Annotated in this window: 33 protein-coding genes and 2 pseudogenes; 14 read left to right on the top strand and 21 right to left on the bottom strand. The window is 58.2% G+C overall.

Going from position 1 to position 26,441, the window contains the following annotated elements:
- Positions 1 to 81: 81 nt before the first annotated feature.
- Positions 82 to 1,110, top strand: coding sequence for a PhoU domain-containing protein (locus ACN2TU_RS05915; RefSeq protein WP_435153782.1), 1,029 nt, complete (start codon positions 82 to 84; stop codon positions 1,108 to 1,110).
- Between the two features lie 166 nt (positions 1,111 to 1,276).
- Here ACN2TU_RS05915 and ACN2TU_RS05910 read toward each other — a convergent pair whose 3' ends face one another.
- The gene (locus ACN2TU_RS05910; RefSeq protein WP_435156130.1) at positions 1,277 to 1,687 is read right to left on the bottom strand and encodes a DUF7528 family protein; all 411 of its coding nucleotides are present in this window, start codon (positions 1,685 to 1,687) and stop codon (positions 1,277 to 1,279) included.
- On the opposite strand from ACN2TU_RS05910, the gene ACN2TU_RS05905 reads away from it, so the two are divergent.
- A complete protein-coding gene (locus tag ACN2TU_RS05905) occupies positions 1,601 to 1,801 on the top strand; it encodes a hypothetical protein (RefSeq protein ID WP_435153781.1) in 201 nt (66 codons plus the stop codon). The genes ACN2TU_RS05910 and ACN2TU_RS05905 overlap by 87 nt on opposite strands.
- Positions 1,802 to 1,825: 24 nt before the next feature.
- Here the strand turns inward: ACN2TU_RS05905 and ACN2TU_RS05900 are convergent, their stop codons facing one another.
- Positions 1,826 to 3,043, bottom strand: coding sequence for an LEA/WHy family protein (locus ACN2TU_RS05900; RefSeq protein ID WP_435153780.1), 1,218 nt, complete (start codon positions 3,041 to 3,043; stop codon positions 1,826 to 1,828).
- A gap of 111 nt (positions 3,044 to 3,154) precedes the next feature.
- Here ACN2TU_RS05900 and ACN2TU_RS05895 point away from each other — a divergent pair, with 111 nt between their 5' ends.
- The 4 genes from ACN2TU_RS05895 (at position 3,155) to ACN2TU_RS05880 (ending at position 4,899) form a co-directional block, all read left to right on the top strand.
- Positions 3,155 to 3,343 (top strand): DUF7525 family protein, encoded by a 189-nt coding sequence (locus ACN2TU_RS05895; protein WP_435153778.1) that lies wholly within the window; start codon positions 3,155 to 3,157, stop codon positions 3,341 to 3,343.
- Positions 3,344 to 3,410: 67 nt separating this feature from the next.
- The gene (locus tag ACN2TU_RS05890) at positions 3,411 to 3,635 is read left to right on the top strand and encodes a DUF7123 family protein (RefSeq protein ID WP_435153776.1); all 225 of its coding nucleotides are present in this window, start codon (positions 3,411 to 3,413) and stop codon (positions 3,633 to 3,635) included.
- A 38-nt stretch (positions 3,636 to 3,673) separates the two neighbouring features.
- Entirely contained in the window at positions 3,674 to 4,102 is a 429-nt protein-coding gene (locus ACN2TU_RS05885; protein WP_435153774.1) for an SRPBCC family protein, read from the top strand.
- The gene (locus ACN2TU_RS05880) at positions 4,099 to 4,899 is read left to right on the top strand and encodes a carbon-nitrogen family hydrolase (RefSeq protein ID WP_435153772.1); all 801 of its coding nucleotides are present in this window, start codon (positions 4,099 to 4,101) and stop codon (positions 4,897 to 4,899) included. Before ACN2TU_RS05885 ends, ACN2TU_RS05880 begins: the two co-directional genes overlap by 4 nt.
- Positions 4,900 to 5,088: 189 nt before the next feature.
- On the opposite strand, the gene ACN2TU_RS05875 is transcribed toward ACN2TU_RS05880, so the two are convergent.
- The 4 genes from ACN2TU_RS05875 to ACN2TU_RS05860 form a co-directional block, all read right to left on the bottom strand.
- Positions 5,089 to 5,514: an archaellin/type IV pilin N-terminal domain-containing protein gene (locus tag ACN2TU_RS05875; RefSeq protein WP_435156128.1), complete on the bottom strand. Its 426-nt coding sequence runs from the start codon at positions 5,512 to 5,514 to the stop codon at positions 5,089 to 5,091.
- A 220-nt stretch (positions 5,515 to 5,734) separates the two neighbouring features.
- Positions 5,735 to 5,971 (bottom strand): UPF0058 family protein, encoded by a 237-nt coding sequence (locus ACN2TU_RS05870; protein WP_435153770.1) that lies wholly within the window; start codon positions 5,969 to 5,971, stop codon positions 5,735 to 5,737.
- 298 nt (positions 5,972 to 6,269) lie between these two features.
- On the bottom strand, positions 6,270 to 6,449 hold the full coding sequence (locus tag ACN2TU_RS05865; protein WP_266077174.1) for a DUF7836 family putative zinc-binding protein: 180 nt from the start codon (positions 6,447 to 6,449) through the stop codon (positions 6,270 to 6,272).
- A gap of 94 nt (positions 6,450 to 6,543) precedes the next feature.
- Entirely contained in the window at positions 6,544 to 6,738 is a 195-nt protein-coding gene (locus tag ACN2TU_RS05860; RefSeq protein ID WP_049970639.1) for a cold-shock protein, read from the bottom strand.
- Positions 6,739 to 6,934: 196 nt separating this feature from the next.
- Here ACN2TU_RS05860 and ACN2TU_RS05855 point away from each other — a divergent pair, with 196 nt between their 5' ends.
- The gene (locus ACN2TU_RS05855) at positions 6,935 to 8,137 is read left to right on the top strand and encodes a putative manganese transporter (protein WP_435153769.1); all 1,203 of its coding nucleotides are present in this window, start codon (positions 6,935 to 6,937) and stop codon (positions 8,135 to 8,137) included.
- A 34-nt stretch (positions 8,138 to 8,171) separates the two neighbouring features.
- Here the strand turns inward: ACN2TU_RS05855 and ACN2TU_RS05850 are convergent, their stop codons facing one another.
- From ACN2TU_RS05850 to ACN2TU_RS05830, 5 genes and pseudogenes are all read right to left on the bottom strand, one after another.
- On the bottom strand, positions 8,172 to 8,903 hold the full coding sequence (locus ACN2TU_RS05850; RefSeq protein WP_435153767.1) for a ferritin-like domain-containing protein: 732 nt from the start codon (positions 8,901 to 8,903) through the stop codon (positions 8,172 to 8,174).
- A 125-nt stretch (positions 8,904 to 9,028) separates the two neighbouring features.
- A pseudogene (locus ACN2TU_RS05845) lies at positions 9,029 to 9,307 on the bottom strand (winged helix-turn-helix domain-containing protein).
- 134 nt (positions 9,308 to 9,441) lie between these two features.
- On the bottom strand, positions 9,442 to 9,747 hold the full coding sequence (locus ACN2TU_RS05840; protein WP_435153766.1) for a DUF8036 family membrane protein: 306 nt from the start codon (positions 9,745 to 9,747) through the stop codon (positions 9,442 to 9,444).
- Positions 9,748 to 9,803: 56 nt separating this feature from the next.
- Positions 9,804 to 10,079 carry an ArsR/SmtB family transcription factor gene (locus ACN2TU_RS05835; RefSeq protein WP_435156127.1) on the bottom strand — a complete coding sequence of 92 codons (276 nt, stop codon included), beginning with the start codon at positions 10,077 to 10,079 and terminating at the stop codon, positions 9,804 to 9,806.
- 44 nt (positions 10,080 to 10,123) lie between these two features.
- Positions 10,124 to 10,408 carry a DUF357 domain-containing protein gene (locus tag ACN2TU_RS05830; RefSeq protein WP_435153764.1) on the bottom strand — a complete coding sequence of 95 codons (285 nt, stop codon included), beginning with the start codon at positions 10,406 to 10,408 and terminating at the stop codon, positions 10,124 to 10,126.
- Between the two features lie 168 nt (positions 10,409 to 10,576).
- Between ACN2TU_RS05830 and trxB the strand changes: the two genes are divergently transcribed.
- Both trxB and ACN2TU_RS05820 read left to right on the top strand, forming a co-directional pair.
- Entirely contained in the window at positions 10,577 to 11,902 is a 1,326-nt protein-coding gene (trxB, locus tag ACN2TU_RS05825; RefSeq protein WP_435153762.1) for a thioredoxin-disulfide reductase, read from the top strand.
- Positions 11,903 to 12,047: 145 nt separating this feature from the next.
- Entirely contained in the window at positions 12,048 to 12,347 is a 300-nt protein-coding gene (locus ACN2TU_RS05820) for a DUF7545 family protein (protein ID WP_435153760.1), read from the top strand.
- A gap of 46 nt (positions 12,348 to 12,393) precedes the next feature.
- On the opposite strand, the gene ACN2TU_RS05815 is transcribed toward ACN2TU_RS05820, so the two are convergent.
- Both ACN2TU_RS05815 and ACN2TU_RS05810 read right to left on the bottom strand, forming a co-directional pair.
- Entirely contained in the window at positions 12,394 to 13,230 is an 837-nt protein-coding gene (locus ACN2TU_RS05815; protein WP_435153758.1) for an MBL fold metallo-hydrolase, read from the bottom strand.
- 238 nt (positions 13,231 to 13,468) lie between these two features.
- Positions 13,469 to 13,816 (bottom strand): DUF7344 domain-containing protein, encoded by a 348-nt coding sequence (locus ACN2TU_RS05810; protein ID WP_435153756.1) that lies wholly within the window; start codon positions 13,814 to 13,816, stop codon positions 13,469 to 13,471.
- A 252-nt stretch (positions 13,817 to 14,068) separates the two neighbouring features.
- Between ACN2TU_RS05810 and ACN2TU_RS05805 the strand changes: the two genes are divergently transcribed.
- A complete protein-coding gene (locus ACN2TU_RS05805; RefSeq protein WP_435153755.1) occupies positions 14,069 to 14,854 on the top strand; it encodes a helix-turn-helix transcriptional regulator in 786 nt (261 codons plus the stop codon).
- A 1-nt stretch (position 14,855) separates the two neighbouring features.
- On the opposite strand, the gene ACN2TU_RS05800 is transcribed toward ACN2TU_RS05805, so the two are convergent.
- From ACN2TU_RS05800 to ACN2TU_RS05790, 3 genes and pseudogenes are all read right to left on the bottom strand, one after another.
- Positions 14,856 to 15,695, bottom strand: coding sequence for an enoyl-CoA hydratase/isomerase family protein (locus ACN2TU_RS05800; protein WP_435153754.1), 840 nt, complete (start codon positions 15,693 to 15,695; stop codon positions 14,856 to 14,858).
- The gene (locus ACN2TU_RS05795; protein ID WP_435153752.1) at positions 15,692 to 16,591 is read right to left on the bottom strand and encodes a 3-hydroxyacyl-CoA dehydrogenase family protein; all 900 of its coding nucleotides are present in this window, start codon (positions 16,589 to 16,591) and stop codon (positions 15,692 to 15,694) included. The genes ACN2TU_RS05800 and ACN2TU_RS05795 overlap by 4 nt, the downstream gene beginning before the upstream one ends.
- A gap of 76 nt (positions 16,592 to 16,667) precedes the next feature.
- Positions 16,668 to 17,490 (bottom strand): annotated as a pseudogene (locus ACN2TU_RS05790) (aldo/keto reductase).
- Positions 17,491 to 17,874: 384 nt separating this feature from the next.
- On the opposite strand from ACN2TU_RS05790, the gene ACN2TU_RS05785 reads away from it, so the two are divergent.
- Positions 17,875 to 18,474 (top strand): GNAT family N-acetyltransferase, encoded by a 600-nt coding sequence (locus tag ACN2TU_RS05785; protein WP_435153750.1) that lies wholly within the window; start codon positions 17,875 to 17,877, stop codon positions 18,472 to 18,474.
- A 97-nt stretch (positions 18,475 to 18,571) separates the two neighbouring features.
- On the opposite strand, the gene ACN2TU_RS05780 is transcribed toward ACN2TU_RS05785, so the two are convergent.
- The 3 genes from ACN2TU_RS05780 to ACN2TU_RS05770 all read right to left on the bottom strand — a co-directional run bounded on the left by ACN2TU_RS05780 (position 18,572) and on the right by ACN2TU_RS05770 (position 21,739).
- A complete protein-coding gene (locus tag ACN2TU_RS05780; RefSeq protein WP_435153749.1) occupies positions 18,572 to 20,002 on the bottom strand; it encodes a zinc ribbon domain-containing protein in 1,431 nt (476 codons plus the stop codon).
- On the bottom strand, positions 19,999 to 21,177 hold the full coding sequence (locus tag ACN2TU_RS05775; RefSeq protein ID WP_435153747.1) for a thiolase domain-containing protein: 1,179 nt from the start codon (positions 21,175 to 21,177) through the stop codon (positions 19,999 to 20,001). Before ACN2TU_RS05775 ends, ACN2TU_RS05780 begins: the two co-directional genes overlap by 4 nt.
- A gap of 136 nt (positions 21,178 to 21,313) precedes the next feature.
- Positions 21,314 to 21,739, bottom strand: coding sequence for a hypothetical protein (locus ACN2TU_RS05770; protein ID WP_435153746.1), 426 nt, complete (start codon positions 21,737 to 21,739; stop codon positions 21,314 to 21,316).
- An 88-nt stretch (positions 21,740 to 21,827) separates the two neighbouring features.
- Between ACN2TU_RS05770 and paaK the strand changes: the two genes are divergently transcribed.
- Positions 21,828 to 23,114: a phenylacetate--CoA ligase PaaK gene (paaK, locus tag ACN2TU_RS05765; RefSeq protein ID WP_435153744.1), complete on the top strand. Its 1,287-nt coding sequence runs from the start codon at positions 21,828 to 21,830 to the stop codon at positions 23,112 to 23,114.
- Positions 23,115 to 23,176: 62 nt separating this feature from the next.
- Here the strand turns inward: paaK and ACN2TU_RS05760 are convergent, their stop codons facing one another.
- Complete coding sequence (locus tag ACN2TU_RS05760; protein WP_435153742.1) at positions 23,177 to 24,088, bottom strand: universal stress protein; 912 nt, start codon at positions 24,086 to 24,088, stop codon at positions 23,177 to 23,179.
- Positions 24,089 to 24,166: 78 nt separating this feature from the next.
- A complete protein-coding gene (locus tag ACN2TU_RS05755; protein ID WP_435153740.1) occupies positions 24,167 to 24,577 on the bottom strand; it encodes a hotdog fold thioesterase in 411 nt (136 codons plus the stop codon).
- 51 nt (positions 24,578 to 24,628) lie between these two features.
- Here ACN2TU_RS05755 and ACN2TU_RS05750 point away from each other — a divergent pair, with 51 nt between their 5' ends.
- Together ACN2TU_RS05750 and ACN2TU_RS05745 are read left to right on the top strand one after the other, a co-directional pair.
- A complete protein-coding gene (locus ACN2TU_RS05750; protein WP_435153739.1) occupies positions 24,629 to 25,105 on the top strand; it encodes a MaoC/PaaZ C-terminal domain-containing protein in 477 nt (158 codons plus the stop codon).
- A gap of 141 nt (positions 25,106 to 25,246) precedes the next feature.
- Positions 25,247 to 26,380: an ArsB/NhaD family transporter gene (locus ACN2TU_RS05745; RefSeq protein WP_435156126.1), complete on the top strand. Its 1,134-nt coding sequence runs from the start codon at positions 25,247 to 25,249 to the stop codon at positions 26,378 to 26,380.
- The last annotated feature ends 61 nt before the right edge of the window (positions 26,381 to 26,441 follow it).

Raw genomic sequence — 26,441 nt, 5'->3', positions numbered from 1 at the left:
ATTCGAGCGGGTGAACTTTCCGTACCAAGACATCTATTGGCATATGGCGACATTTAAGGGTTCGCAGAGAAATAAAAGGATATGGAAACACGGAAGGTTCAGCGATTGGGACCATCAACGCTGGCGATGACCCTGCCCGCGGAGTGGGCACAGAATCACGGGGTCGAGAAAGGCGACGAGGTCTCCCTCCGAATCAGTGGGAAGGGGTCGCTCACCGTTCTCCCCGAGTCGGCCCACGATGACGAGTCGGAGGCGACGATTCATACCGAGCAACTGGATGCGGGAGCGGTTGAGCGCGCTATCGTTGCCCAGTACGTTCTCGGACGACGTGTTATTCACGTCGTCAGCGAAGACACCTTGGAGAGCAGCCATATCAATGCGGTCTACAAGGCCGAAACGCAACTGATGGGCCTGGGTGTCATCGAGGAAACGCCAGACAGCATCGCCATTCGGTGTTCCGTCGACCCGGAGGATTTCGATTTGGACAACCTGTTGGAGCGACTGGAGAACACGGGAAGCACCATGCGCGGCGAAGCGGTGAAAGCGTTGGCACACGGCAATCCCGACCTCGCACAACGAGCACTGAACCGCGAGCGACAGGCGAACAAGATTTTCGTCCTCCTCCTGCGCCTCATCTTCACGGCACACGAAAACCCGACGCTCGCCCGCGCGGTCGGACTGGACACGGGATTTCCACTCATCGGATATCGCTCGATCGCGAAGAACCTCGAATTGACGGCCGACAACGCGGAGGATATCGCCGACATCGTCCTCGAAGCGAACGGTCACACGCTCGAAGTGGACAGCGCAACCATGCGCCGAATTCGGGAATTCACCGACAAGGTGGACGAGATGACCGCATTGGCGGTCAAGGCAGCAGTCGAGCGCGATTACGACCTGACCCTCGAAGTCAGACGGAAGTTCCACGAACTCGGCGACCGGGAAACGGATATCCTCTCGGATTTACCCGAAATGTCCAACGACGACCTGCTCCAAGTTCGGGACGTACTCGTTAGCCTTCAGCAGACCGCCCAATACGCCATGCGAAACGCGGAAATCGCGGCCAACCTGGCCCTGAACGAAGAGAGCGAACATACGACTATCAACTGAATCGACGACGAAACGAGATATTCATCACCGATTTTCATATACAAGCGTCAGAAAGACATACCCATTCGCTGCCGTATGCGAATCACTTGCGCGTAGCGCCGACAAACACGTCGGCTACAGCAATGACTCACGCGAGACACAACGGTTCGCGAAACCGTATCGCCTGCTAGTCCGCACCGACCTCCGAAGTTCTGTCAGACCCTACGACTCCGGACTCCTTTTCCGCTGTCAATGGATTTCGCGAGGAAATCCGACACGGAAAGTCGGGATGCTCCGCGAAGTGGCGAACCAGCAGGTGTCGTCGTGACCCCGTGATGCCGGTCCGGCCCATCTCCTCCGCGGAAAACTCGTCGGGCAGTCGGTCGAACAACCTGACCATCGCATCGAACGTCCGGAACACCTTGGCGTTTCCTGACGAATCGGCACCTCGGCGGGACACTTCGTAGCTTCCGTCCTCGCGGAAGGTTCCGGCGGTGCGGAAAAACTCTCGGTGCTGGGTCAGGGCGTCGCCGACGGCGTCTTGCAGTTCCGTCGCCGCCTCGCGCGACAGCTCGTAATCCTGTCCGTCGATAGCCAGTACAATCGATTCACCGTCTCTCGTTGCCGTTACGGCACTCTCATCGCCCGAGAAGAACTCGACCAGGAGAGTGAGTACTCCGTGGCATACCCGGACATGGTTGGGCCAAAATAAAAACTCTATCGGTGGCGGGAATATTCAGCGACGGACGAACGCATCGGCGGCGAGCAGGCTACCGAGAAGGCCGCCGTCGTCCGTGGTCGTCGTCCCGTCGTCAGCTTCCGTGAGGGATGTGGTTTCGCTGGACGTTGTTCCGTCGGGCGTCGTGCCGCCGGAGGTCGTTCCGCTCGGTGTCGTCTCATCCGACGAGGAGGTCGTGTCACCGGTTGTTCCTTCGCCCGCACTCTCCGTCGTGGTTCCGGGTGACGTAGTGATGTTCGCATCCTCCAATGCGCCTTCTGCCGAATCGTTTTCGAAGATCTGCGTCTCGATTCGTTTCTCGTAGGTGAGTTGCCGGAGTGGCACGCGAACCGTATCACCCGATGGCAGTTCGATGTTGGCGTAGAACGTGATTTTCAGGTCGGTCGCTTGGTCGTTTTCGAGGTGGCTCACCCACCATTCGTCGAGCTGCTGGTTCCGGATAACCGTCCGCATCTTGAGCGTTTTCTCCGATTTCGACGGAATCGTGTATGATCGCTCAGTCGTCCCGTTACCGGCTGCGATTCCGTTCATCGTCATCTCGTAGCCGATTTCCGAAATCGTATACGGAAGCGATTTGGGATTGTACACCCGCATTTGCATCCGAATCGGAGTCTCCGTACGCGTCACTGACCCCCAGTTCGCACTCGTCTCGTTTACGTAGAGCACCGGGTCGGAAACGAATGGTGCGTTCGCATTCACGGGGCGCGTCTTCGTCGAGTTGAACTGGCTGATAATGTCGGTCTCGATTTCTTGGCTGTACGGCACGCGCACGGAGCGCCCGACGAGTGACGAACGAACCTTCGACTGGATTCGAAGCGTCGTCTGCTCGTCGTTCCGGATGTGGGTTACCCACCACTCCGGGATCTTCTCGTTCTGCATTCGCGTCGAAAAAGCCAACGTCGTGTTGCCGCGGTCGAGCGCGAGGTTCGACCGCTCGCCGCTTGCCATCGCCACGTCGTTCATTTCGACGGAGTAGTTAACCGAGGTGTTGCCGACCCGAACGCCGAAGGGGTTCGGGTTGTCCACGACGAGCGCCGTTCGTATTTCCGTCTGCTCGTTCGTCACGTCGCCGAACTCATTGTCGATGCCGGAGACCCGTGGTGCACCGAGGACACCGGAGAGCACGCCAGCCCCGACCAACGCGACGACCAGTATCACGGCGAGAAATCCTCGCTTTCCGACCGGTAACATCGTCTTGAGTTTTTCTCCGCTCATAACCGGGTTCCTGCGGAGTGATGGCAAAAAACTCCCGACTCGGATATCTGTCAGTCAAAGGATCGTATTCGAGTAGAATGAACTAAGTCAGCCCTCCCGTAAAGGGGACACATGGCAGGAAATCAGGTAGTCTCGACGGATATGGGGGTTGGTCTCTCCGTGCTGTTCACGCTCGTCGCAGTCGCAGGTGCTGGACTAACGTTTGTCACACCCGGAACTGAAACCGCCGCGTGGGGTTTTGCCATCGCCGTCATCGGTGGCATCCTCGCGGTCTCCGCGAACCACGTCTATCCGAACTGACGCGAAATCAGCACTTGTTCTGGATGGGATAATGGTTAAGGTCGTCTGGCACGTATGAGGAGTGAGGATGACAGAGTTCAGCGACGAGGAACGGCGTATCCTCGAATTCCTACGCGACAGCGTGTCTGGTGGTGAGCGCTATTTCCGCGCGAAGAACATCGCCAAACACCTCGGTCTCTCCTCCAAACAGGTGGGGTCTCGGCTCCCCAAACTCGCCGAGACGGCCGACGACGTAGATATCGAAAAGTGGGGGCGCGCCCGTTCGACGACGTGGAGAGTCAGCCCGAGCTAAGTGGCTGGCTTTTTACCATCACAGCCCAATTCTAACCTATGACTGTCCGGGTAGAGCGGACGTTCGAACTTCCAGTTCCACCCGAGGAGGTTTGGGAGTTCATCGCCGACCCTAAGCGTCGAGCCAGCGCTATCAGCGTCGTTGCGGATTACGACGCTCGCGAGGGCCATCGAGCGACGTGGCACATCAAACTCCCGATACCGTTCGTCAATAGAACGATTCCAGTGGAGACGGAAGATGTAAACCGCGAGGAACCGCGATACGTGAAGTTCATCGGACGCTCGTCGGCGTTGCGCGTCACGGGTGAACACGAAATCCAACCGACTGAGGACGGGTGTCGGCTCGTCAACCGCTTTGTAGTCGAAGGGCGCGTACCGGGTATCGAACGCTATTTCAAGAAGCATTTGGACGACGAACTGTCCAACCTGGGGGACGCCCTTCACGAGGAGGTCGGCGTCGCCACATGAAAATCGCGCTCGCACAAATCGCCATCGAGGGTGGGGATGTCGGGTCGAATCGGAAGCGTGCCGCCGCGGCCATCGAATCGGCGGCAGATCGTGGCGCAGATCTCGTTGCCCTCCCCGAAATCTTCAACGTCGGCTACTTCGCGTTCGACACCTACCAACGGAACGCGGAAGCGCTCGATGGACCGACGCTCACGCAGATGAGCGACCTCGCGGACGAAAACGACATCGCGGTTCTCGCGGGAAGCATCGTGGAAGATCTTTCGCTGACGGACGGCGAGACACCCGCTGACAAAGGTCTCGCCAACACGTCGGCCTTTTTCGACCGTGACGGAGAGAGACGAGCTGTGTATCGGAAACACCATCTCTTCGGCTACGAATCCGCCGAAGCGGAAATGCTCGTACCCGGCGAATCGCTCGGCATTGTCGAGTTCGAGGACGTGACGGTCGGTATGACGACCTGTTACGACCTGCGATTTCCGGAACTCTACCGGGAAATCGCGGAAGCGGGTGCGACGCTCGTACTCGTCCCGAGTGCGTGGCCGTATCCCCGCGTCGAACATTGGCAAGTGCTCTCTCGGGCACGAGCCATCGAAAACCAGTGTTTCCTCGCGACCATCAATGGCTCCGGGTCGTACGAAGACGCGACGCTCATTGGTCGCTCCACGGTGTACGACCCGTGGGGAACCCTGCTCGCGAGCACGGGTGACGAACCGGATATCGTCGTTCGAGAAATCGACCCGACGCGCGTGGAGCAGGTTCGGGAATCGTTCCCGGCGTGGCACGATAGGCGTCGCTAGCCGAGTGAAATAAATAACAAGTGGTTGGGATTATAGCGCGATTGCGTGACCGTCAGAGAGCGTTTCGGGAACGCTGTGGTGGTAGGTCATCGCACCTGCCGACGTGACGATTTTGGTCGTGAACTCCTCACGCTCCTGCAGGCCGCCAGTTATCTTCTCTGTATCGAGAACGACGCGGAATCAGTCCTTCTAACTGACGAGCACTGGAAGGGAGCCTTCCTCATCTCGAATCGGTTCGAGACCAAACTGGGTGTCGCTCGCCGCACCACTTGACATCGTCATGATTTGTGCACCGTCCGGCCCGAGCCATTCGATGGTAGCCCGTGACAGATTGATGTCTCCTGCATCGGCGCCTTTCATGACGGTGATGTTGACGTAGTCAACTTCGTGAGTGCCACTACCTCCATCGTAGGTGACATTCCCCATCGTACTGACGACGTGGACGTGGTCAGTTACTTGTGCGCTACTCTCGTGACCGGTCTGTTCGGCTTTCGATTGGAGAAAGCCCGCCGTGTTGATGAGTACGCCCGCCGCGATTGCGGCGACCAGCACCATCACGATGAACACGATGAGCGTTCCAATACCGACTTGACCTCGGTTCGAACGCCGGTCGATTGTGTCTTTGTTTTCATATTTGATTTCTGCCTATTTTGGATGGTTTTTCACCAGTTCAGTAGCATACAGTAGGGAAGATTGCGTATTAAATCCTACAGACGGTTATCATGTCTGGGAACCGTCTACAGTACAATAAATTATATTTTTCGTGAGAACATGCAACAGAAAACAGCGTCGCCACTTGTCGATGTAGTAATGTCGAGAACCGCGGAACCGTCGCTTAGTCAGCTTGGGGTGCAACCGCTTCGCGTTCGGTCACACGCATCTCAGTCGTTATCGCGTTGGACAGTGCAAAAACAGCCGCTTTGTGGTCGGTTTTCGATTTATGAATGGACGTTGGTCGTACCCCTAGGGAATCGTATTCGTCCAGTGTAATCGGTTTCCCGTTTTTCTCCTCGAAATGATTGCCAACCTCTGCAAGCAGGCCGTGAAGGTGGATGAGCTCCTGCTTCTTCATAAGCGTACGTGAATAACAGTTGCAGGGTTATATTATTATCTTGAGTGCCGTTAGCACGCCATATAGTCAAACTTTCGTAGGTTTCTCCTCGGTTTCATACCCGAACAGTAAAATCCGGATGGATGGGTCGCAGTTCTATGGCCGATTACGGCGAACGTCCCGACCGCGAAGCAGGAGAAATACCGCATTTCTGCCATCGAACGCGTAAAACTGGTCGCGCTCCGCGCTGGTTTAAGGGCAGGGAATCACCGAATCGGGAAAAACAGGTGTCTTCGTTCTAAATGCGACCGGCGTTGCGCTACTGCAACTGTTTTAGCGTTTCTAAATCGCGCTCCGTTCGCGTAAACTCCGACGTTCGTCGTGTGGCATGACAGTTCGGACAATGGAACTGCTTGTCGGGGGTCGGTAAGTCGTCAGGACTCGACTCCCAATGTTTTCCGCACTCCGGACACAGCAATCGAACGTACGTTTCCACCATACCTCGGATATCGAGTGGTGGGGAGAAAAATCTTGTTGGCGATGGAGTGAAACAGAGCGGTCGCTACCCGTCTGGCTACTCCACCCAGTTCCCTTCAGAGTCGCTGGAGGTTCGTCGCACGCGGACCTTTATCTGCCTGTTCGATGTCGAACTCGACTTCTTGTCCCTCCTCTAAATCGGGGCCACCGATATCTTCCATGTGGAAGAATACGTCGTCGTCTGCGTCGTCAGTCTCGATAAAACCGTAACCACCGGTATCGTTGAAGAAGGTGACCGTACCTTGCGCCATTACATGTGAACAGAGCGGGGTGATGAAGATAAGAATTGCGGCTATTTTTCTGCGATTAGTTCGCTGTCCGTCGAATCGGCTCGTAAAACATTCTCACCTGGATTGTTCTGCCGAAACATATAAGTTCTATACTGCGAAACTCTATTTTAGAGATGTCTAAACTATCGCCGTCTCCACGCAGGGGGGCGTATAAGCGATGAACGAGCTATTGGAAGTATTTCTCGCATCGGTTCGTGATGGCTATGTGCAGGTGAGTGCATTCGTCGCGCTCACTGTGCTTCTGTTCGGTCTCGTTCAATATCGAACGAGCGGTGCACTGGTTGAACAACTATCGGAAAACGACAGGCTACAACCACTGTTCGGCGCGTTTATGGGACTTACTCCCGGATGTGGTGGCGCAATCGTGATGATGCCGCTGTACGTCCGCGGAACGGTCAGTTTCGGCACTGTCGTCGCCACGCTCATCGCAACGGCCGGTGACTCCGCGTTTGTCATCCTCGCGCTCGCACCGGAGGCCGCGCTGTACGCATACAGTATCGCATTCGCTACTGCCATCGTCTCCGGATATGCCATCGACCGCTTCGGCATGGGTGTTGGTCGAATCGACGACGCCGTGGCTACCATCAGCAATACGGCGACCGACGGTGGTGTGGTCACAAGTCGAGGCGGCAACCCGACGCACGAGTACGATGGCGACGCATGCTGTGAAACGCATGCCGCACGAGAATCGTCGGTTTTGACCCCACTCAGCCATGCAGTCCACGCTATTTGGTGGGTATCCGCAGGCATCGCACTCGTGTTGGGCGTGATGTATCTCCTTGCTGGCGCACCCGAAGTTCCGCTGACGCTCGCGCCCTCCTACGCAGGCGCGTTCACGGTTGTCGGCATAACGGGTACCGCGGCGTCGTTCTACATCTACTTCGTCGGACGACACTACCTGGGCGACGGTCACGTCGGTCGCGCCCGCGACTCGTTTGCCAACCTCTACGAAACTCTCCTGCACGCGGCGCAGGAGACGAGTTTCGTTACGGTGTGGGTGCTTACGGCGTATCTACTCTACGAGTACACCGTCGTCCTGCTGAACATCAACATCGGTGAAATCGCCGCCGCCGTAGGTCTGCTTGCGCCCGTCATTGGCGCGCTCATCGGACTGATTCCGGGCTGTGGCCCACAAATCGTGCTGGCGAGCGTGTACGCCGAGGGTGCGATTCCGTTCTCGGCACTCACCGCCAACGCCATCAGCCAGGACGGAGACGCGTTGTTCCCGCTCATCGCTATCGACAAGAAGGCCGCAATCGTCGCGTCGATCTACACGACGATACCCGCACTCATCGTCGGTGTCGCACTCCACGTGCTGTTCGACTTCGGTTCAGCAACTGGGTTCGGCGTGTTGGGATAGCGCGAAAAAAGCGGCCGGGTCGAACCGAATCGGCTTACTGAACAATGAACTGTCCGGCGATTTCCGTGACTTCTTCCATCGTCTTCGCCTCGTCGAAGGCGTTCGGGTACGGCGAAACACCGTTGAGCGCGTTGAACGACGCCGCGTGACGCGCTTCGACGCTGTGAATCGAGACGGCCGCCGCGAGGATTTTTTCGTTCTTGATGGACGGAGCCGCACCGGCGTACGCCGCGACACCCGTGTTTTCGAGCGCCTTGGCGACCTTGAGGAACTGGGCAGGCGTCTCGTAGCCGAAGTCGTACTCAGCCTGTTCGACCGGTTCGCCGCCAAGTTGCTCGATGACCTTTGTAATCTGGTCAACGTGGGCCGCCTCGTGCTCGCCGACGACTTTCACTTGCTCTGGAATCTTCGCACGCTGTTCGTCACAGATGTCACACCCGAGGTCTGCATGCATGAGTTCGTCGTCGCTGAAGTCCTCCAATCCCTTCGCGTAAAAGGTCGCTTCGAGGTGTTCGAGCGTCAGCGCGTAATTCAGAATGTCGAGGTCTGTCGTGTCGTCTTCCATGTTTCCACTTCCATCGTCTCCGGAACCACTGTCACTACTGTCGTCGTTGTGGTCGTCCGCACCAACGACGCTAATTCCCGCTCCCGTCAATCCCACAGCTCCGACAGCAGCCGAACCTGCGAGGAAGCCACGACGGGACGTGAGCTGTTTCCGCGTCGTTTCTCCGAGATCACCGACTGCGTCCTGAGTATCATCTGGCATGGTTGGACGTGCGCTGTGGCGCACAGCACGAACGAGGACAAAAGTATAAAAGAAAATTTTCCGGACTCTCACCCAAATTCATTCGGATTTCGACCATGCTTCGTCGTGAATCTTCTCGAGAAAAGCTATCGGGGCAGTTTCTGAATTATCTCTTCGACCGTCTGCCACTCGTGTTCGACCGCAGAACTCGGGGCGTACACGGAACCGTATCCGCCGCCGTGCTGTTCGACGATGTCGTGTTTTGCGAGTACATCGAGGTGGTGGCGAATCGTGGAATAGTCGAGGTCGAGCGTCGTCTATAGTCGATTCGCATTTTGCGGGCGGTTCCTCAACTCCTGAAGCAGTCGAGCGCGACTCGCATCACCCCGACTTCCGGAGAGCACGTACCAAAGTGTTCCGTCCAATGATTTCCCCTCGCCGGACGGAGTCGGATTCGAACCCTGTCGTTTCACACCCGACGTACGGAGTGATAGACCGTCATTAGTGGTCAGCTAACCCGGAAATAAGTGTTTCAGATATGGATAGTAACCGGCGAAAATCAGTCCCACGTCGCCCACAGGAGAAACGACAGGGCGAAAAATTCCAGCACGTGGAGCGCGAGCATTGCTTTCCATGCAATCGGTGGGACCTTCGTAGCGAACCAGACGGAGAGGATTTTATCCCACGAGTAGACGTAGAGTGCCAGCGCGTTTTCCGCGAGCAAAAGGACTGCAAATACCGAGAGGCCCAGCGTGTGCTTCGAGCGAAACTGCATGTAGTTCCGAAGCCAAACGTAGCTTAACCCGAGAAGCAACAGGATGTTCAACGCCGTAGAAGCGCGTGCTACGTCTATCCAGAGACCCATCTGTTCCTCCCTTGTAATCGGTGACGGTTATATCCTTTCCCAGATTCAACCATACTTTACTCCACCTTTTCCATGATATCTTCGACGGTTTCCCAATGCCGCTGTGTTCCGTCCGTGAGCAGATACACTGCCCCGTAGTCGTCCCCACTGTTTTCGATCATATCGTTGTCCATCAACACATCGAGATGGTGGCGAACCGTCTTGTAATCGAGATCTAGCTCCTCAGCCAGTTGGTTGGCGTTTCGCGGACGCTCCTCCAGGGCGCGAATGAGGCGGACACGGTTGGCTCCGCCGCGAGTTCCGGTAAGTACGTACCAGAGAACGCCCTCCATTATCGCCAATCGACACACCCCGGACACGTAAGAGCATCGCCCAACTACATCGTAAAGAGGTGTCCGTCTCTGGGCACGTCGAAGAGGCCGATTCGCGCTCCGGCGTCCAGCCACGCATGCCCATAGGAAAACGATGCGAGTGCGTTTACGAGGTCGTCATTCTCGCGGAAATGTCGTCCATCTTCGAGATACGACTTCGCCATCTCCCGGCAGTCAGCAGCGGCCTCGCCCATCGGCGTGTCGGTCGCGGGAGCGATTTCGGCGGCATCGAGCGCCTCCGAAAGGAGGCGCTCGTATCGATCCGTCTTCTCGACGATGTCTGTGCCCATGAACGACCGGTGGAAGAGAACAAAGGTAATACCTTCGAGAGGGCGTGTGAATGTCCATTCCGAAGCCCGTCGATTCGTCCTCGTGTACAGACATTTGTGCAACTGTCGAAACCGGAAATGACGGAAGACAGCGCAAGCTAAATACAGCGCGAACTGTGATATTGCACCATGAGCGAACATCCCCACGTCGAGATTTACACCAAAGAAAACTGCCCCTATTGTGAGAAAGCAAAAGACCTCTTCGACGAGAAAGGAATCGAGTACGAGACGTACAACGTGACCGGCGACGATGACCTGTTCGAGGAAATGGTCGAACGTGCCGACGGGCGGAAAACAGCGCCGGAAGTGTTCATCGACGATGAACTCATCGGCGGATGGGACGAAACGAGCGCATTGGAGGAAACGGGAGAACTGGACGAAAAGCTCTGCATCGCGGCGGCGGATGGTGGGGACAACCCAGAACACCGCAAACTCATCATCTCCGGCAGCGGAATCGCAGGACTGACTGCGGCAATCTACGCCGCACGTGGGAACAACGACCCACTCATCCTGCAAGGTGACGAGCCGGGTGGCCAACTGACGCTCACGACCGACGTGGAGAACTATCCCGGGTTCCCGGACGGTATCAGCGGTCCCGAACTCATCAACAACATGCAGGAACAGGCCGAGCGATTCGGTGCCGAAGTGAAGATGGGTATCATCGAGGATGTCGATGACTCATCCCGTCCGTTCCGCGTCGAACTCTCGAACGGCGACGTGTACACCACCGACGCGTTCATTGCGGCCAGCGGCGCGAGCGCCCGAACCCTCTCGATTCCGGGCGAAGACGACCTAATGGGATACGGTGTCTCGACCTGTGCGACCTGCGACGGTGCGTTCTTCCGCGACGAAGAGATGGTCGTCATCGGCGGCGGCGACGCCGCATTCGAAGAGGCCTCCTTCCTCACGAAGTTCGCGAAGAAGGTCTATCTCGTCCACCGACGCGAGGAGTTCCGCGCCGAGAAATATTGGCAAGACCGCGTGCAGGAGAAGGTCGATGCGGGCGAAATCGAGATCATGAAAAACACCGAAGTGACCGAGATTCACGGCACGCCCGAGGACGGTGTCGACTACGTCACGATGGTTACCAACCCAGAGGGGAAACCCTCCCAGAAACTCGATGAGCCGGAAACCGAGGAGTTCGAGTTCGACGCTGGCGCGGTGTTCCTCGCTATCGGTCACACGCCGAACACGGACTATCTCGAAGACACGGGCGTCGAACTGGACGAAGAGGGCTACATCCGTACCGTCGGTGGTAAAGGGGGCGGCCAGACGAAAACGGACGTGGCCGGTATCTTCGGCGCGGGCGACGTAGTGGATTTCCACTACCAACAGGCCGTAACCGCGGCTGGAATGGGCTGTAAGGCCGCCCTCGACGCCGACGACTACCTCGAAACAGCCGACCTCGGCGAGGCAACCGCTGCGCAGGAAGGTGCTGCAGCCTCGGACGACTAACTCCGCCGCCTAAGCCGCGGATTGGTGTTCGCTATCTATTGTACCCTGTTTTCGTCGTTAACTACTCGAACTCCCCGAAATCTGTGGAAGCCGTCGGTACGGACGGTAACCACAGACCCTTAACGCTCGATGACGAAGCGACAGTATGGTAGACGTAGACGACGTCGAGACGGCAACGTACACCATCGAAGGACCGGACGGCGACAGCGACGAGCTCGAACTTCCACCGGGACTCATCGACCTGCTCCGCGAGGAAGACGAGACGCGCGAAACGGTCGTCGGCGACATGGCGCTCGTGTCGTTCGTTCAGCAGGCCCACGCCGCGGTTCACCACACGCAGGGCGAACCGAACGAGGAAGTCGTCGCCATCGAGGAGAAGGCACGCGACCTGTTCGAGGAGCGACTCGGTATCACCTTCGAGCAGGCGACCGGCCACTCTCACTAACGGTCGATTCGGTCTCCGATTTTTCGCCGTTCAGTGTGTAGCCCAGCTACAGGTCGATTCGGTCTCCGATTTCGACGATTTCGAGCGACACTGGATAGTCATAACTCCGGGTGTGGTCGTACAGCGCGGTGGGGTCTGCGGTGAGCCCCTTCCACATGTCCCAGTGACTCGGGAGCAGGCGGTCGAGTTGAAGGGCGTTCGCGGCGGCCACGGTTTCGTTCTCGTCGCTGTACCACTTCGTTCGCTTCGGTTCGCGGGTCTGCTTGTCGGGAATCAGTCCGACCGACCCGAACGCGAGTACGCCGAGGTCGATGTCGTATTTCCGGCCGATGGGTTCGAGTTCATCGCCCGGTTTCGTATCGCCGCCGTGGAAGAAGGTTCCCGCTTCGTGTTCGATGACGTAGGAAACGGGGTGGGTGGAATCGGGGTCGTTGGCCGGTTCGACGTGAATCGTGAACTCGCCGACTTCGAAGCTGTCGCCCTCCGAAATTGCTTCGAGTTGGTCGTCCGAAACGTCCCATTCGTCCGTCCAACGTTCGTCGTCCTGTGCGACGGCGAGACTGTCGTCGGGTGCGTAGAAGGTCGCATCGGTGGATTCGAGGATGGGTGCCTGACTCGGGCCGTGAACGTGATCGGTGTGCTCGTGCGTCGCCAACACTGTGTCGGCGGCCGTCACGTCTTCCGGGTCGAACGGCACCGGAACCATTCGGACGGTTCGTGGCGGGTCACCCGTCCCGAGGTACGGGTCGATAAATATCGTCGTTCCCGCTGTCCCTTTCAGGATGAATCCGTTACATCCCAGATACCAGATAGCGATGCCATCCGGCGTTGCATTTTCTACTGCCTGCGGAAGCCAGTCTCCCCAGTCGCTGTGAATCGGCATACGAACTACTGCCCGGTAAGCGCGCCTAAAGGTTGCGTTCGCCAACCGCTTGCTGAGACGTAATATTCTTTCTGATGTCAGATTAATCGACTGTTTTTAATTATTAACCGAAGATATATTCTGTCATTCAAATTTCAGAAACGCCTGATGATAGTACTATCACTGTCGCAGGCAGTCGGTACTGCAATGTGTCTCTGACAGGTCGGTCGGTATCGACCGCACCTCACATTCACCGTGATTATGAGTGCCGACTAACGAGGTTGAGTGACGTTTCCAAGGCGGATGAGTCAAGCGTCCGTTCGACGGTGTTCTCCTGTGCGTCGTACACGATAAACCCGTAATCCGTGAGTTTCGGTAAATGATTGTGATGGAGTTCGATAGCGAGTCGCCGCTGATTTTCGTCCGAAACCGTTTCGCGTGTCGAACCGAACTCGACGAGTTCGGAGAGCGAAACCGGGCACTCGTGGTTCAAGAAATATCGGACTACTTCTCGACGGAGGGGATGGTGGAGGGCATCGAACACGGCGGAGGGAGTGGATGACAGCGTGTCGTCCGTGTTCGATGGGACGAATCGTTTTTCATTCATTGGAATCGTACCTCGGGCGCGGCCTGTGGAAAGTCGGGCCAATGGCGTAGCGGAGACCGAGTTCGAACTGCGAACCCGGGCATCCTATGGATGAGAACAGAGCCTGATTACTTTATTTCGTCAAACTGCGTTTACGTTTGGAACGCGAGTTACCAACTGAAAAAGTGTGTCGATGACTCGGACGATAGTAATAACTGTTGCTAGTCTTTAAATTACGTTTATATCGATTCCAGCATAACGACTGCGTACTGTATGAACGAGGCGGGTGCAACCCCGGACGAACTTATCACGACGGTAGCAAAACGAGCGGAGTTTCTCTCCGCACTCTCGTCCGGGCCGGTACGGAAACGCAACCTTCGGGACGAGCTAAACCTCTCTCGTTCGACGGTGTATAAAGCAGTGCGGGAACTTCAGGAGTACGACCTCGTCGATCGAACGGAGAATGGACTCACGCTGACACTCGCCGGTCGGATACTCGAAGCGGAATACAATTCCTTCCACGACCACGTTGCGGATGTCTGTCGTACCCGCCATCTCCTTTCGATTCTCCCGACGGACTGTGAAATACCGATTGACCTCATCGAAGAGGCAGAGGTAGTTCTCGCGGAGCGTCACGCACCGAATCATCCGGTTCAAAGCTTCGAAAAAATGGTTTTAGAAGCCGAATATGTGCGAGGGCTCTCGCCGGTCGCCCTACCGCAGTACGTCGATTTGTTCTATGAACGCTCCGTCTCTGAGGGGATGGATGCGGACTTGGTGCTCGAACGTCCGGTCGTCGAATATCTCGTGACGGACTACAGCGACCAGTTGCAAGAAGCGTTGGAGGCAGGAGGACTGTCGGTTTGGGAGACGGAGGTGACGCTTCCGTTCGGTCTCATCGTCGTCGAAGGAACCCACGATAGCGTCGGCGTCGTCGTCTACGACAAGCGGGGCGAACTTCGGGGGCTCATCACCAACAACACGCCGCAAGCAGTGGCATGGGGCCGGGAGACGTTCGAACGGTGCCGAGACGACGCGACCCTCGTCGGCAGCGAATGAATTACTGACTCTTCCACTCCGGGTCTCGGTCTTCGAGGAACGCGTCGATTCCCTCGTTTTTGTCCTCGGAGGCGAACAACAACGCGAACAGTTCGGCCTCGTACTCGATTCCCGCTTCTAAATCCATTCGACTGCTCGCCTTGACCGCTTTCTTTGCCAATTCGAGCGCCTTCGGACTCTTGTCCGCCATCCGGTCTGCGAGTTCGTACACGCGATCTTCGAACTTCTCGTCCGAACACACCTCGTCCACGAGTCCGATATCGTGGGCCTCCTCCGCATCGATGATTTCGCCGGAAAGAACGAGTCGCATGGCCTGCCCCTCGCCGACCAACCGGGCGAGTCGCTGCGTGCCGCCGCCACCCGGCATGATGCCGAGATTGATTTCGGGTTGCCCTAGTTTCGCTCGCTCGTGCGCGATGCGCACGTCGCACGCTTGGGCGAGTTCGCATCCGCCACCGAGCGCGTGGCCGTTGAGCGCCCCGATAACCGGTTTTTCCAAATCATCCACGTACTCGTACACCCGGGGACGTTTGCTGGCTTCGCGCTGTTCCATCGCATCGCGCTGGCGCAGTTCCTTCACGTCCGCCCCGGCGACGAAGGCTTTCGCTTCGTTCGAGCCGGTGAGGACGACGACGCGAACGTCCGGGGATGCTTCGACGGCATCGAGAACGTCCTTCAGTTCGGCACGCAGTTGCGCGTTCAGCGCATTTCGTGCGTCTGGTCGATTGAGCGTGACGGTGGCGACGTACTCCTCGACCGTCGCATCGACGGTTTCACACTCGTTCGCGACCTGTTCGGGACTGCCGGGCGCGTCGCCGTTTGCATTGCTTTCGTCGCTCATTCGTCGTCACCCTCGTTTCCATCATACTCGCCTGAAACACCCACTATCTCGCCGTCCTCCCAAACGTAGAAGCCTTCACCGGTCTTCTTGCCGAGCTTTCCGGCCCGGACTTTCTGACGAAGAATCTGTGGCGGACGGAACCGTTCGCCGAGTTCCTCGCGGAGGTGTTCGAGGATGTCCAGTCGAACGTCCAACCCGACCACGTCGCCGAGTTCGATGGGCCCCATCGGGTTGTTGTAGCCGAGTTCCATCGCGGCGTCGATGTCGCGAGGGCTGGCGACGCCTTCTTGCAGCATTCGAACGGCTTCGACGCCCAACGCGACGCCGAGACGCGAAGAGGCGAAACCTGGTGAGTCCCGGACTTCGACGCCGACCTTATCGATGCCATCGACGAACTCATCAGCGAATTCGATCGTTTCGCGGTCTGTTTGCTCGGGGACGACGATTTCCACGAGCTTCATGATGTGAACCGGGTTGAAAAAGTGAAGTCCGATTGCCCGGGTTGGGTCGGAAAGGGCGCTGGCGATTTCAGTCAGCGATAGCGAGGAGGTGTTCGACGCGATGATGGTGTCGTCGCCGACGAGCGCCTCCACGTCGGCGAACGTCTTTCGCTTGATATCCATCTCCTCGGGAACGGCTTCGACGACCATGTCAGCGTCACCGACTGCGGTTTCGAGGTCGGTCGTTCCCGAGATTCGGTCGAGGGTCGCTTCCTTTTCGGCCGCGGTTACCTTGTCGCGTTCGACGCCGCCTTGCAGGTTCGCTGCGATGCTCTTGATGCCATTGTCCACGAACTCCTGTTCGATATCACGCAAGGTTACCTCGTGACCCGCCATGGCCGTAACCTGTGCGATTCCGTGCCCCATCGTCCCTGCTCCGAGTACGCCAACTTTCATCGTCAGAAGAGGCGTGGGGGCGCACGAAAAACGTTTTTCTACGCGACTGGATTGCGGAGGTTCGTGAGACGACTCGTTACCACGGCGTCCAGTCCATTTTGCTGATTCGTTTTCGTTCTTCGATGGCGTCGATTCGCGCGATGTCTTCGTCGGACAGGTCGAGAGTCCAACTGGCGAGGTTGTCCGCGAGGTGTTGCCTCACCGCTCGCTTTCGGTATCGCAGTGACACCCTTCTCCTGAAGCCACGCGAGCGAAATCTGTGATTCGCTCACGCCGTGCCTCTCCGCCACCGCCCGAATCGCAGGTACGTCGAACACTTCGCCGTGGATCAGCGGCGAGTACGCAACGAAGCGAATACTGTGACTTGTACAGTACTCTCGCAGTTCGCTCTGCTGGAGGAGTGGATGTATTTCGACTTGATTCGCGACGAGTGGCGCATCGATAACGGCGCGCGCCTCATCGATGTGTTCGGGTTCGAAGTTGCTCACGCCGACGTGTCGAACCACGCCCTCGTCGCGGAGGTGGTCGAACGCGGGGAGCGTTTCTTCGGGGTCGTAACTGAAACAGGGCCAGTGGACGTACAGGTGGTCGATGGTGTCGATTCCGAGACGGTCACAGCTTTCGTGTGCGCTTTCGATAGCGTCCTCGTAGCCGAGGCTGTCGTGCCACACTTTCGTCGCGACGACGATATCTTCGCGCGGAACGTCGGCGTGAGCGATTCCGTCACCGACAGCCGATTCGTTGCCGTAGATGGCCGCCGTGTCGATGTGTCGGTGACCGAGTTCGAGCGCGGTTCGAACCGTCTCCGCACAGTTTTCCGGGTCGTCGTTTTTCCACGTGCCGAGTCCGACGGGGGGAAGTTCTTTCCTGGCAGCCGTTACATCAGTTGAATAACCTATTACGCGACAACCCCTGGCCGTCGATGCGAATAATTTTCGGTCTGAGAGACATGTCAAACGACCTGCTCCGGCCCGGAAGATTGCCGAATTCTACATTCTGAAGTCTCATTGTGGGGGGAAATTTGGCAAATCGTGCCAACATATCGATGCCACAACTGTTTACAGAAATCTTTTACCGTAACCGACAAATCGGTTAATTGTCTCAGGTCGAGGTACACGAGACAAAAAATTCTCTCGAGACTATAATGGGAGCGACGTCCATACCGAAACCAGCAGGCGATATCGAAATAGTAGTTACTTGATGTATCTCGAACAACTTCCTGACTTTTTTATGACTATTCGATAAAACTAATTCCGTAGGGATAGATTCCCGATTCAGCATTCATGATTATCGAACCGATTCAGCTCAACGGCGATTACATTCGATTGGAGCCACTGTCAATCGACGATCATCTCGAAGACCTCCAAACGGCGGGTGCTCACTCGGAGACTTTCCGCTGGTTCCCCGAAGACCGATCGTCTCCGGAGGCGATACGAGAATTCGTCGACGCGGCGCTCGATGCCAAAGAGAGGCAAACCGCACTCCCGTTTGCGACGGTCTTGCAGGAGACGGGTGAAGCGATTGGTTCGACACGATTCGGGAATATCGTCCCGGAGCATCGACGCGTCGAAATCGGATGGACGTGGCTCACGCCCAGTCAACAGAGTACCCCGGCGAACACCGAGGCAAAATACCTCATGCTCACCCACGCCTTCGAAGAGTGGGACTGCGTCCGGGTCGAGCTAAAAACCGATTCACGGAACCAGCGCTCCAGAGACGCCATCGAACGTATCGGTGCAACTGAAGAAGGGACGCTTCGACATCATCTGCAAACCCATCAAGGTCCCCGTGATACGGTCTATTTCAGCATTCTGGAGGACGAATGGGTCGAAGTAAAACGTGACCTCGAACGGAAACTCGAACGCACGTACACCGACCAGTGAGGATTTCGGGAAGACAGTTCTTTCCTTCGGGCTTCAGCTGACCGGCCGACGCTTGAATCGCCGCCAGCGCAGTGTGCTGGCCCGATGTACCATTCGACTACTGCGGTCGAATTTTGAACCCGTACCTCGTCACGCCTTCCTGCGTGTAGATTTTTCGCATCGTCGTCTCCACCGAATCTCCGATTTCGAGCGTTCCGGTCGCAGTACCAGTCACCTGTGCAGGGGCACTTGCGGTGCCCCCATCCGGTCCATCAAGCGCGACGATAGCAACGTCGAAGTCGCCTGATTTTGACTGCTGCTCCGCGAACTCCGGTGGGGCACCGCCTTGCGAAATCGTCGTTACGGCTTCGATAGTTCCCGTGCCAGTCAGTTGCACTTCGTCGTACTCGACCAGCGTTTTACAGCCGCTACACGCGCCTTCCGGCGGGAAGTTCAGCGTCCCGCAGTCGGGGCACTTCCCGGCGAGCAGTCGGTGTCGCTGGTCGAGCGTGCGTCGCCAGGACGGAACGCTGACGTAGGCACCGCCGCCACTCGGCGGCCCGGAGGTGAGGTCGCCGCGCTTGCGGAGGTATTCGGCGTAGCTAATCGGGTCGTCGCCATCGAGCGCCGCCGAAGTCGGTACGTCCCCCGCTTCGACCAGCAGGGCGTCCGCACCCGCGCCGCTTCCGAATGAGGCCACAAGGATTCGTTCGTGGCCGTCAGCGAAAGCTTTCGCCAGACTCAGTGGAACGCTTGCCGCACCCGTATCTCCGAGTTCGTGAACGAGCGCGCCCGCCTGAATTTCCTCGGTACCCACACCCAGCGCACCTGCCGCGCGGTACGGACGTTTTCCGTTCGGGGCTTGGACGCAGGCAGCCTCCACCGCCTCGGCGTCGAAATCGAGCTGACCGACCGCCCCGGCGAGGGTCTCGGAGAACGCTTGTCGGTCGTAGCCCGTCACACCGAGGCCTTCGACGGTTCCCTCGCCGGTTCCACGGAAGCGAGTTCCGGGGAACTCGCTGGCGTATTCGGCCTGCTGAACGATGCTGGCGGGGCCATCGGCATCGAGGACGAACGCCGCCGAACCCGCACCTGCGCCGTGTTCTTCCGCCGAATCCGGATTCCCGCGGGGGCAGTCCGCGGCGACGACCAAACCAACACCCTCGTCCCACGGGCCAGCGGACAGTCCGGCCATGAGCGCGCGAGTTCCCGCGCGAGTACTCCCCGTGAAGACGTGTCGAGTCGCCGTTTCCGGGACACCGAGCATCCCGCCGAGTCGGGCCGTCAGGTCTTCTTCGGCCATCGGGGGCGTGGTCGAAGCGAACGCGAGGAAGGCAACTTCCGGGTTACCAGCGGCGTCGAGCGCTCGCTTTCCAGCCTCGTACGCCATCGTCAAGGCGTCCTCGTCGGCTTCCGGAACCGCCTTTTCGTTGACCCCGGCAGCATGGAACTGTCCCCATGCCGCACGGAACTCGTCCGCCGAGATGCGGAATCGTGGCGCGTAGGCACCCACCGCAGCGATGTAAATGCCTGTGTTCGAGTTCGTCATGCATCCACCTCCGACTCTCGTTCGAGCACGTGGACGACCGCCGCACCGCCGCTTCCGCCGACGTTATGGGTGAGGCCGCAAGTTGCATCCTCGACCTGTCTGTCGCCCGCATTTCCTGAAAGTTGTTTGTAGGCTTCGACCAGCTGTCCCGCACCAGTCGCGCCGATTGGATGACCCTTCGACTTGAGGCCGCCGGAGGTGTTGACGGGGCGTGTACCTCCGAGTTCGGTTTCCCCGGATTCGATGAGGCTCCCTGCTTCCCCCGGTTCGCAGAAACCGAGGTCTTCGTAAGCCAGAAGTTCCGCGATAGCGAAACAGTCGTGAACCTCCGCGAAGTCGATGTCTTCGGGCGTGATTCCGGCCATCTCGTAGGCCTGCTTTCCGGCCTTCCGGGAAGCCGGAACCGACGTGTACGACTCGCGCTGGAACAGACCTACTCGGTCGCTGGCCGCGCCGACGCCTGCAATTCGGATGGGGTCGTCGGTGTACTGGTCAACTACGTCTTCGCTGACGACGAGGGCACAGGCCGCCCCGTCGGTCGTCGGACAGCAGTGGTAGAGGGTGAGAGGGTCGGCGACGACCGGCGCGTTCTGGGCATCCTCCAGCGAACACTCGAAGCCAAGGTGTGCGTGCGGATTTTTCGCCCCGTTGGAGTGATTTTTCACCGCCACGCGCGAGAGGTGTTCGCTGGTGGTCCCGTGCTCGGCCATGTGCGCATCAGCCATCTGGGCGTAGACGCCCGCAAAGGTGGTTCCGGAGAGGCGTTCCCATTCGGTTTCGCCCGAGACGCCGAGCCAGTATTTCGTCGCGTCGCTCGACGTGTCGGTCATGATTTCGACGCCGCCCGCAAGGGCGACATCCGCCATTCCGCTTTTCACGGCTTGGACGGCGTGTCTCCCGGCGAATCCGCTCGCGGCACAGGCGTTTTCGACGCGGGTACAGGGGATTCCGTCGAGTCCGACGTGTTCGGTCACGGCGGGGCCAGATAGGCCGAGTTGCCGTCCGCCGACACCCAGAGTGCCGACGAACGCCTCGTCCACGTCATCCGGGTCGATTCCCGCCGGAACGCTGTCGCACGCCGCCTCGAAGGCGGTTCGGAACAGCGACCGATAACTTTCGTCGGGGAACGACCCGAAATCCGTCTGAGCCGCGCCGACGAGATAGGCGTCTCGCATGACTCGCACTCGTGGGGCAGAGGAAAAATACCTGCCGTCACTCAGTCCACTTTGCCGGGAATCGGGTGGGGGAGTGCCGAATCATTGTTTCGATTCGGGTTGTCACTGGAGGGTACGGTCGGCCTCGAAACCGATATCACGCTTCAACGAACCGCAAAACGCCCCGTGCGACCAGAAATCCCACCATGGAGCCGAGTATTCCAAACAGTCCGAACGCCAACACGAGGGCCCAAAGTGGCGAATCGCCCCCTGAAACACCGGTCATCAACAGTCGGCCCAATGCCACGACGCCGAACGAAACGGCCGGAACCCCGCCGACAGCGAGGCTAACGAACAGGCCACCGCCGCGAAGCGCACTCAGTGCGGAAATTATCGGCGACGCATAAAAAATCGCCACGGGGAGCAACAGGTCATAGGCGAGACGTGACCCCGAACCACTTCCGAGCAGTATCACGAGGAGGAGAAGCAAAACGACACCTGCGAAGCCACCGACGAAGACCGACCAGTGGCGCACCCTCCCTTCTTGCCGACCCCATAAAAGTCGCTCCGAGACAGTTATCATCGCATCGGCATGCAACGTCAACCAAAATAAATGTTCAGCCGAAAATCGAGAAACAGTTTTCCCGTCGCTCTTCGAAGCACCGACAAGCATGGTATACAGTGACACCGAATCGGCGTCACGCGACGAGCTACGGGAACTCCAGGACGAGCGACTCGCCGAAACGGTCGCACACGCCTACGAAAACGTCTCCTTCTACCGAAACGCGCTGGACGAGGCGGGGGTCTCGCCCGAGGATATCGAAAGCGTCGAGGACGTTTCGAAGCTACCGTTCACGACGAAAGAGGATTTCCGCGACAACTATCCGGACGGGATGTTTGCAGTCCCACGCGAGGAAATCTGCCGAATTCACGCGTCGTCGGGAACGACCGGCAAACCGAAAATCGTCTCGTACACGGACGACGACCTCGGTGTCTGGCGCGAAGTGATGGCCCGCTCGCTCGCTGCGGCAGGTGTCGAACCAGAGCACGTTGTGCAGAACGCCTACGGCTACGGCCTGTTCACCGGAGGTCTCGGCTTCCACGACGGCGTCGAAGAACTGGGTGCCTGTGTTATCCCGGTCGGTGGCGGGAACACCGCCCGACAGATCGATATGCTCCAAGATTTGGAGAGCGACGTGCTTTCCTGCACACCGTCGTACTGCCTCTACCTCGCAGAGGCCGTCGAGGAACGCGGCATCGACCCGCGTGACCTCCCGCTCTCGACGGTCGTCATCGGAGCAGAACCGTTCACCGACCCGATGCGCGAGGAGATCGAGGACGCGCTCGACGTGACCGCGGTGGACGTGTACGGACTCTCGGAAATCATCGGTCCGGGCGTTTCCATCGAATGTGCTGACGTACAGGACGGTCTCCACATCTGGGAGGACCATTTCTATCCGGAAATCGTGAACCCGAACACTGGCGAGCCGCTCCCCGAGGGCGAAGAAGGCGAACTCGTCATCACGAGTCTGACGAAGGAAGCCCTGCCGGTGCTTCGGTATCGAACCGGCGATATGACCAGCCTGAACTACGAGACGTGTGGTTGTGGCCGAACCATGGTTCGAATGGGCAACGTCACCGGCCGAGCCGACGACCTGCTCATCGTTCGCGGCGTCAACGTCTATCCGAGCCAAATCGAGGAAGTGATGGTGGATTTGGACGCCGTCGCGCCACATTACCGAATCGACCTGACGCGCGATGGGAATTTAGACCGCATGAAAATCACGGTCGAATACCACGAGCAGTTCGAGGCCTCGCCCGACGAACTCCGCGAGGAAATTCAGGCCCGACTCGGCGAGGTGCTGGACGTGAAACCCGACGAACTCGAAGTGGTTGAACCAGGTGCCATCGAACGAACCGAGGTTGGGAAAGTAAAGCGCGTGTACGATCACCGATAAGCGACACCGGTACCGAAGTCCGATACGGACGTCGCCGATTCCCCCAAATTGGCGACGTCCGTTTATAGCCACCGACCGAGGAGCGAATCGCGCTCGTGCGGTCGTTCGGCGGTGATGACCGTGTTATGCGCCGAAGAACGAACGTCTTCGGCGGTCGAACCGAACACGAACTCCCGGAGTCTGCTTTTCTGCGGCGCACCCATCACGGTCACGTCGTAATAATTCGACTGTTCGATGATGGCGTCGGTGGGGTCGTCGGCTTCGAGCACCCACGTATCCACATCGTCGAACTCGCCGAGACGGTCGCGGGGCGCGGAAACGTATTCCTCCGCGTCGGCGTGCGCTCGGTCGCTCGGACTGTCTTCGATAACATGGAGAAGTTCCACCCACGCATCGTGAGTTTCCGCCATGTGACTAGCCATATCCACTGCTAACCCCGAATGCGGGCCGCCAGCGACCGGAACCAGAACGGACGAGATGGTCTGTGAAGCGTGGGTTCCGCCGACTGTGAGCACATCGCAGTCGAGACGACCCGCGAGACGTGCGGAAACGGTTCGACCGAACGGCATCGTCGAAGTGGTCGGTTCCGAATCGTCCACTACGACCGCACCCGCGGAGAAGTCCCGGCTTGCGTCGCGGATGATTGCCGAAAACGAGCGGCCGGTTCGAGCAGTTCCCCGTGTCTGTACATCCATTTTCGGGTCAAGCGAGGCTCGAAGCTCCTGCTGTGCGGATTCTCGATGGTCGTCGAGCAAGTCGTGAGGGGCGTCGAGCGGCATCTCCGACGGTCGAATAATCGGATTGACGAGAACGAGGTCGCCGTCCCACTCCTCCGCCAGAGACGCAGCGAGTTTGATAGTCAGGTCGGTGTTCGTCCCATCAAACAGTGGAACGACGACGTTGCGCCGAGTCGGTCGGGTACCACTCTCCGCATGGAGGAGCGAAGGAGTCCACGGTGTGGGACTCGCGTTCATAGCCGACGAACCTTGTGAGAAACTATAAAACCCGCGGTTGAATCCCTGTTCCGAGGGATTTTCTCACATTCGTTTGTTTTAAGGCTTGTACACTCGGCCGCGGAAAATAGCGATGGGTTCCCCATCGGAACTGTTCTCGCCGTCAACGCGCACGTCAACTCGATACGAGGCCGTGCGCCGCGTTTCATCTTCCCGGTCGGCAACTGCGACCAAGGTTTCACCGACATCCGCCGCGTCGAGGTACGACATGTTCGTCTCCAATGCCAGCGCCGTGTCTCCGTCCGAGTTGGATGCCGCCGCGAAGGCGGCGTCCGCGAGCGAGTAGACGACGCCGCCGTGTGGTGTCCCATGAAAGTTGAGGAGCTCATCGGAAACCGTGAGTTCGGTTCGGGCACTGCCGGGTTCGAGATTCGTGAGTTCGATTCCGAGGGTGGCACAGAACGGGTCGTTTTCGATTTTTTCGCGGCGGTCGGTCGGGATTTCGGCCATGAATCGCATCGGTGCAGTAGTTACTTATATTCTAGCCGAGTCGGTGACGACATGGCATACAGCTACGAACCCCACTACTTCGAGGACTTCGAGGAAGGCCAGACGTTCGAAAGCGTCGGTCGAACCGTCACCGAATATGACTTCGTCATGCACTCGGCGTTCACGGGCGACTGGACGGAACTCCACACGAACAAACATTACGCCGAGGACGAATACTTTGGCGAGCGCGTGGCCCACGGCCCGATGACGTTCTCGCTGGCAACCGGTTTCGTCTACCGCTGTGGTTTCTTGGAGCGCACTGTCCTCGCGTTCCTCGGCATGAACTACATGGACATCCCCGCTCCCGTCAAGATGGACGACTCCATCTCGCTCGACATGGAAGTCATCGAGACGAAGGAACTCTCCAACCGCGAGGACTCCGGCCTCGTCGTCATCGACACCACGATGGCCAATCAGGAAGATACGGTCGTGTTCGAGGGCGACATGAAGTTCCTCATCAAGAGCCGCGATAAACAGTCGAAGAATTGAATTCTGTTCGGAAAATCGTGCCACGACTTTCTGAATCCTTCGAACAGCCTATATTTCTTCGAATAAATGAGATGACATGGTCTCCGACGCGTTCGTGGTCGGCGTCGTCTTTCTCACCTTCGGCCTGCTGTTTTCAATCAGATACGAGTCTATCCCTTCAGTCGGTCGCTAACGAGCGCGACGGGTGCAGTCGTCGTCCTCGCACTCGGCGCAATCAACACACAACAGGCGTTTGCGAGTATTGACGTAAGTACCCTCCTCCTGCTGTTCGGAATGCTCACACACGTCGAAGCCCTCTCACGGAGCGGATTTTACGGGTGGGCAGGCGCTCGATTGGTGGATTATACCGGCACTGCTCGGCGACTCACGCTGGGGTCGCTCGGCGTTGCCGCGGTTTTCAGCGCAGTCGCGCTCAACGATGCAACGGTACTGCTGTTGACGCCCGTTTTGATGTCGGTGATTCGCACCGCCGACATCGACCCGATACCGCCCCTCGTCGTCGTCGTAATTCTCGGGGCGAATATCGGAAGCGTTGCGACACCAATCGGCAATCCACAGAACGCGTACATCCTCACTCAAAGCGGGATGAGCGCGGTCGAGTTCGTCGCGCATCTCATGCCAATCGCATTCGTCTGTCTCCTGCTCTCGGCGCTCGCCCTCGTTCCGATTACGACCGACGAGGTCACGCTCTCGGACGTGCCAGTTCCGAACATCGATGGTCGATGGGCGTTCTCCAGCGTCGGGTTTTTGCTCGGAACGTTTCTGCTTCTCGTCCTGTTTCCGTCGCGCAATCCCGGCATAATCGCCGCGTCGATTGGGATTTTGCATCTAATGTGGCTCCAACTGTTCCGACGGGTTCCCGGCGAGGACGTACTACAGGGAATGGATTGGAGCATCATCGTCCTGTTCGTCGGTATCTTCGTCCTCGTCGGAAGTTTGGAGGAGACGGCACTGATGACCCTCGTCGGTCACTTCGATTCCGGATGGCGACTTGCGGGCGCGACCTTCCTCCTGTCGAACGTCATCAGCAACGTCCCGGCGGTCATCCTCCTCTCGTCTGGCATCGAATCGCAATTGGGATGGCTGACTCTCTCCGCGGTAAGCACCCTCGCCGGAAACGCGACGCCAATCGCCAATGCGGCCACGCTCATCGCGCTTCAGCAGGCCAGCAGGCGAGGGGTTGACATCTCCATCGTGCGCCTGCTGATGGTCGGTATTCCCGTCGCTGTCGTCACAAGTGTCGTCGCCGCCACATTGCTGACTGCGGGATTCTGAAACGCCTCAATAGAAGATTCACGATGTCCGATGTTGACAACGACGGCGGACAATAACGAGC

This window comes from Haladaptatus marinus (assembly GCF_051194195.1).
The sequence above is the reverse complement of the archived record's forward strand: the minus strand, read 5'-3'. Positions and strand labels throughout refer to the sequence as shown.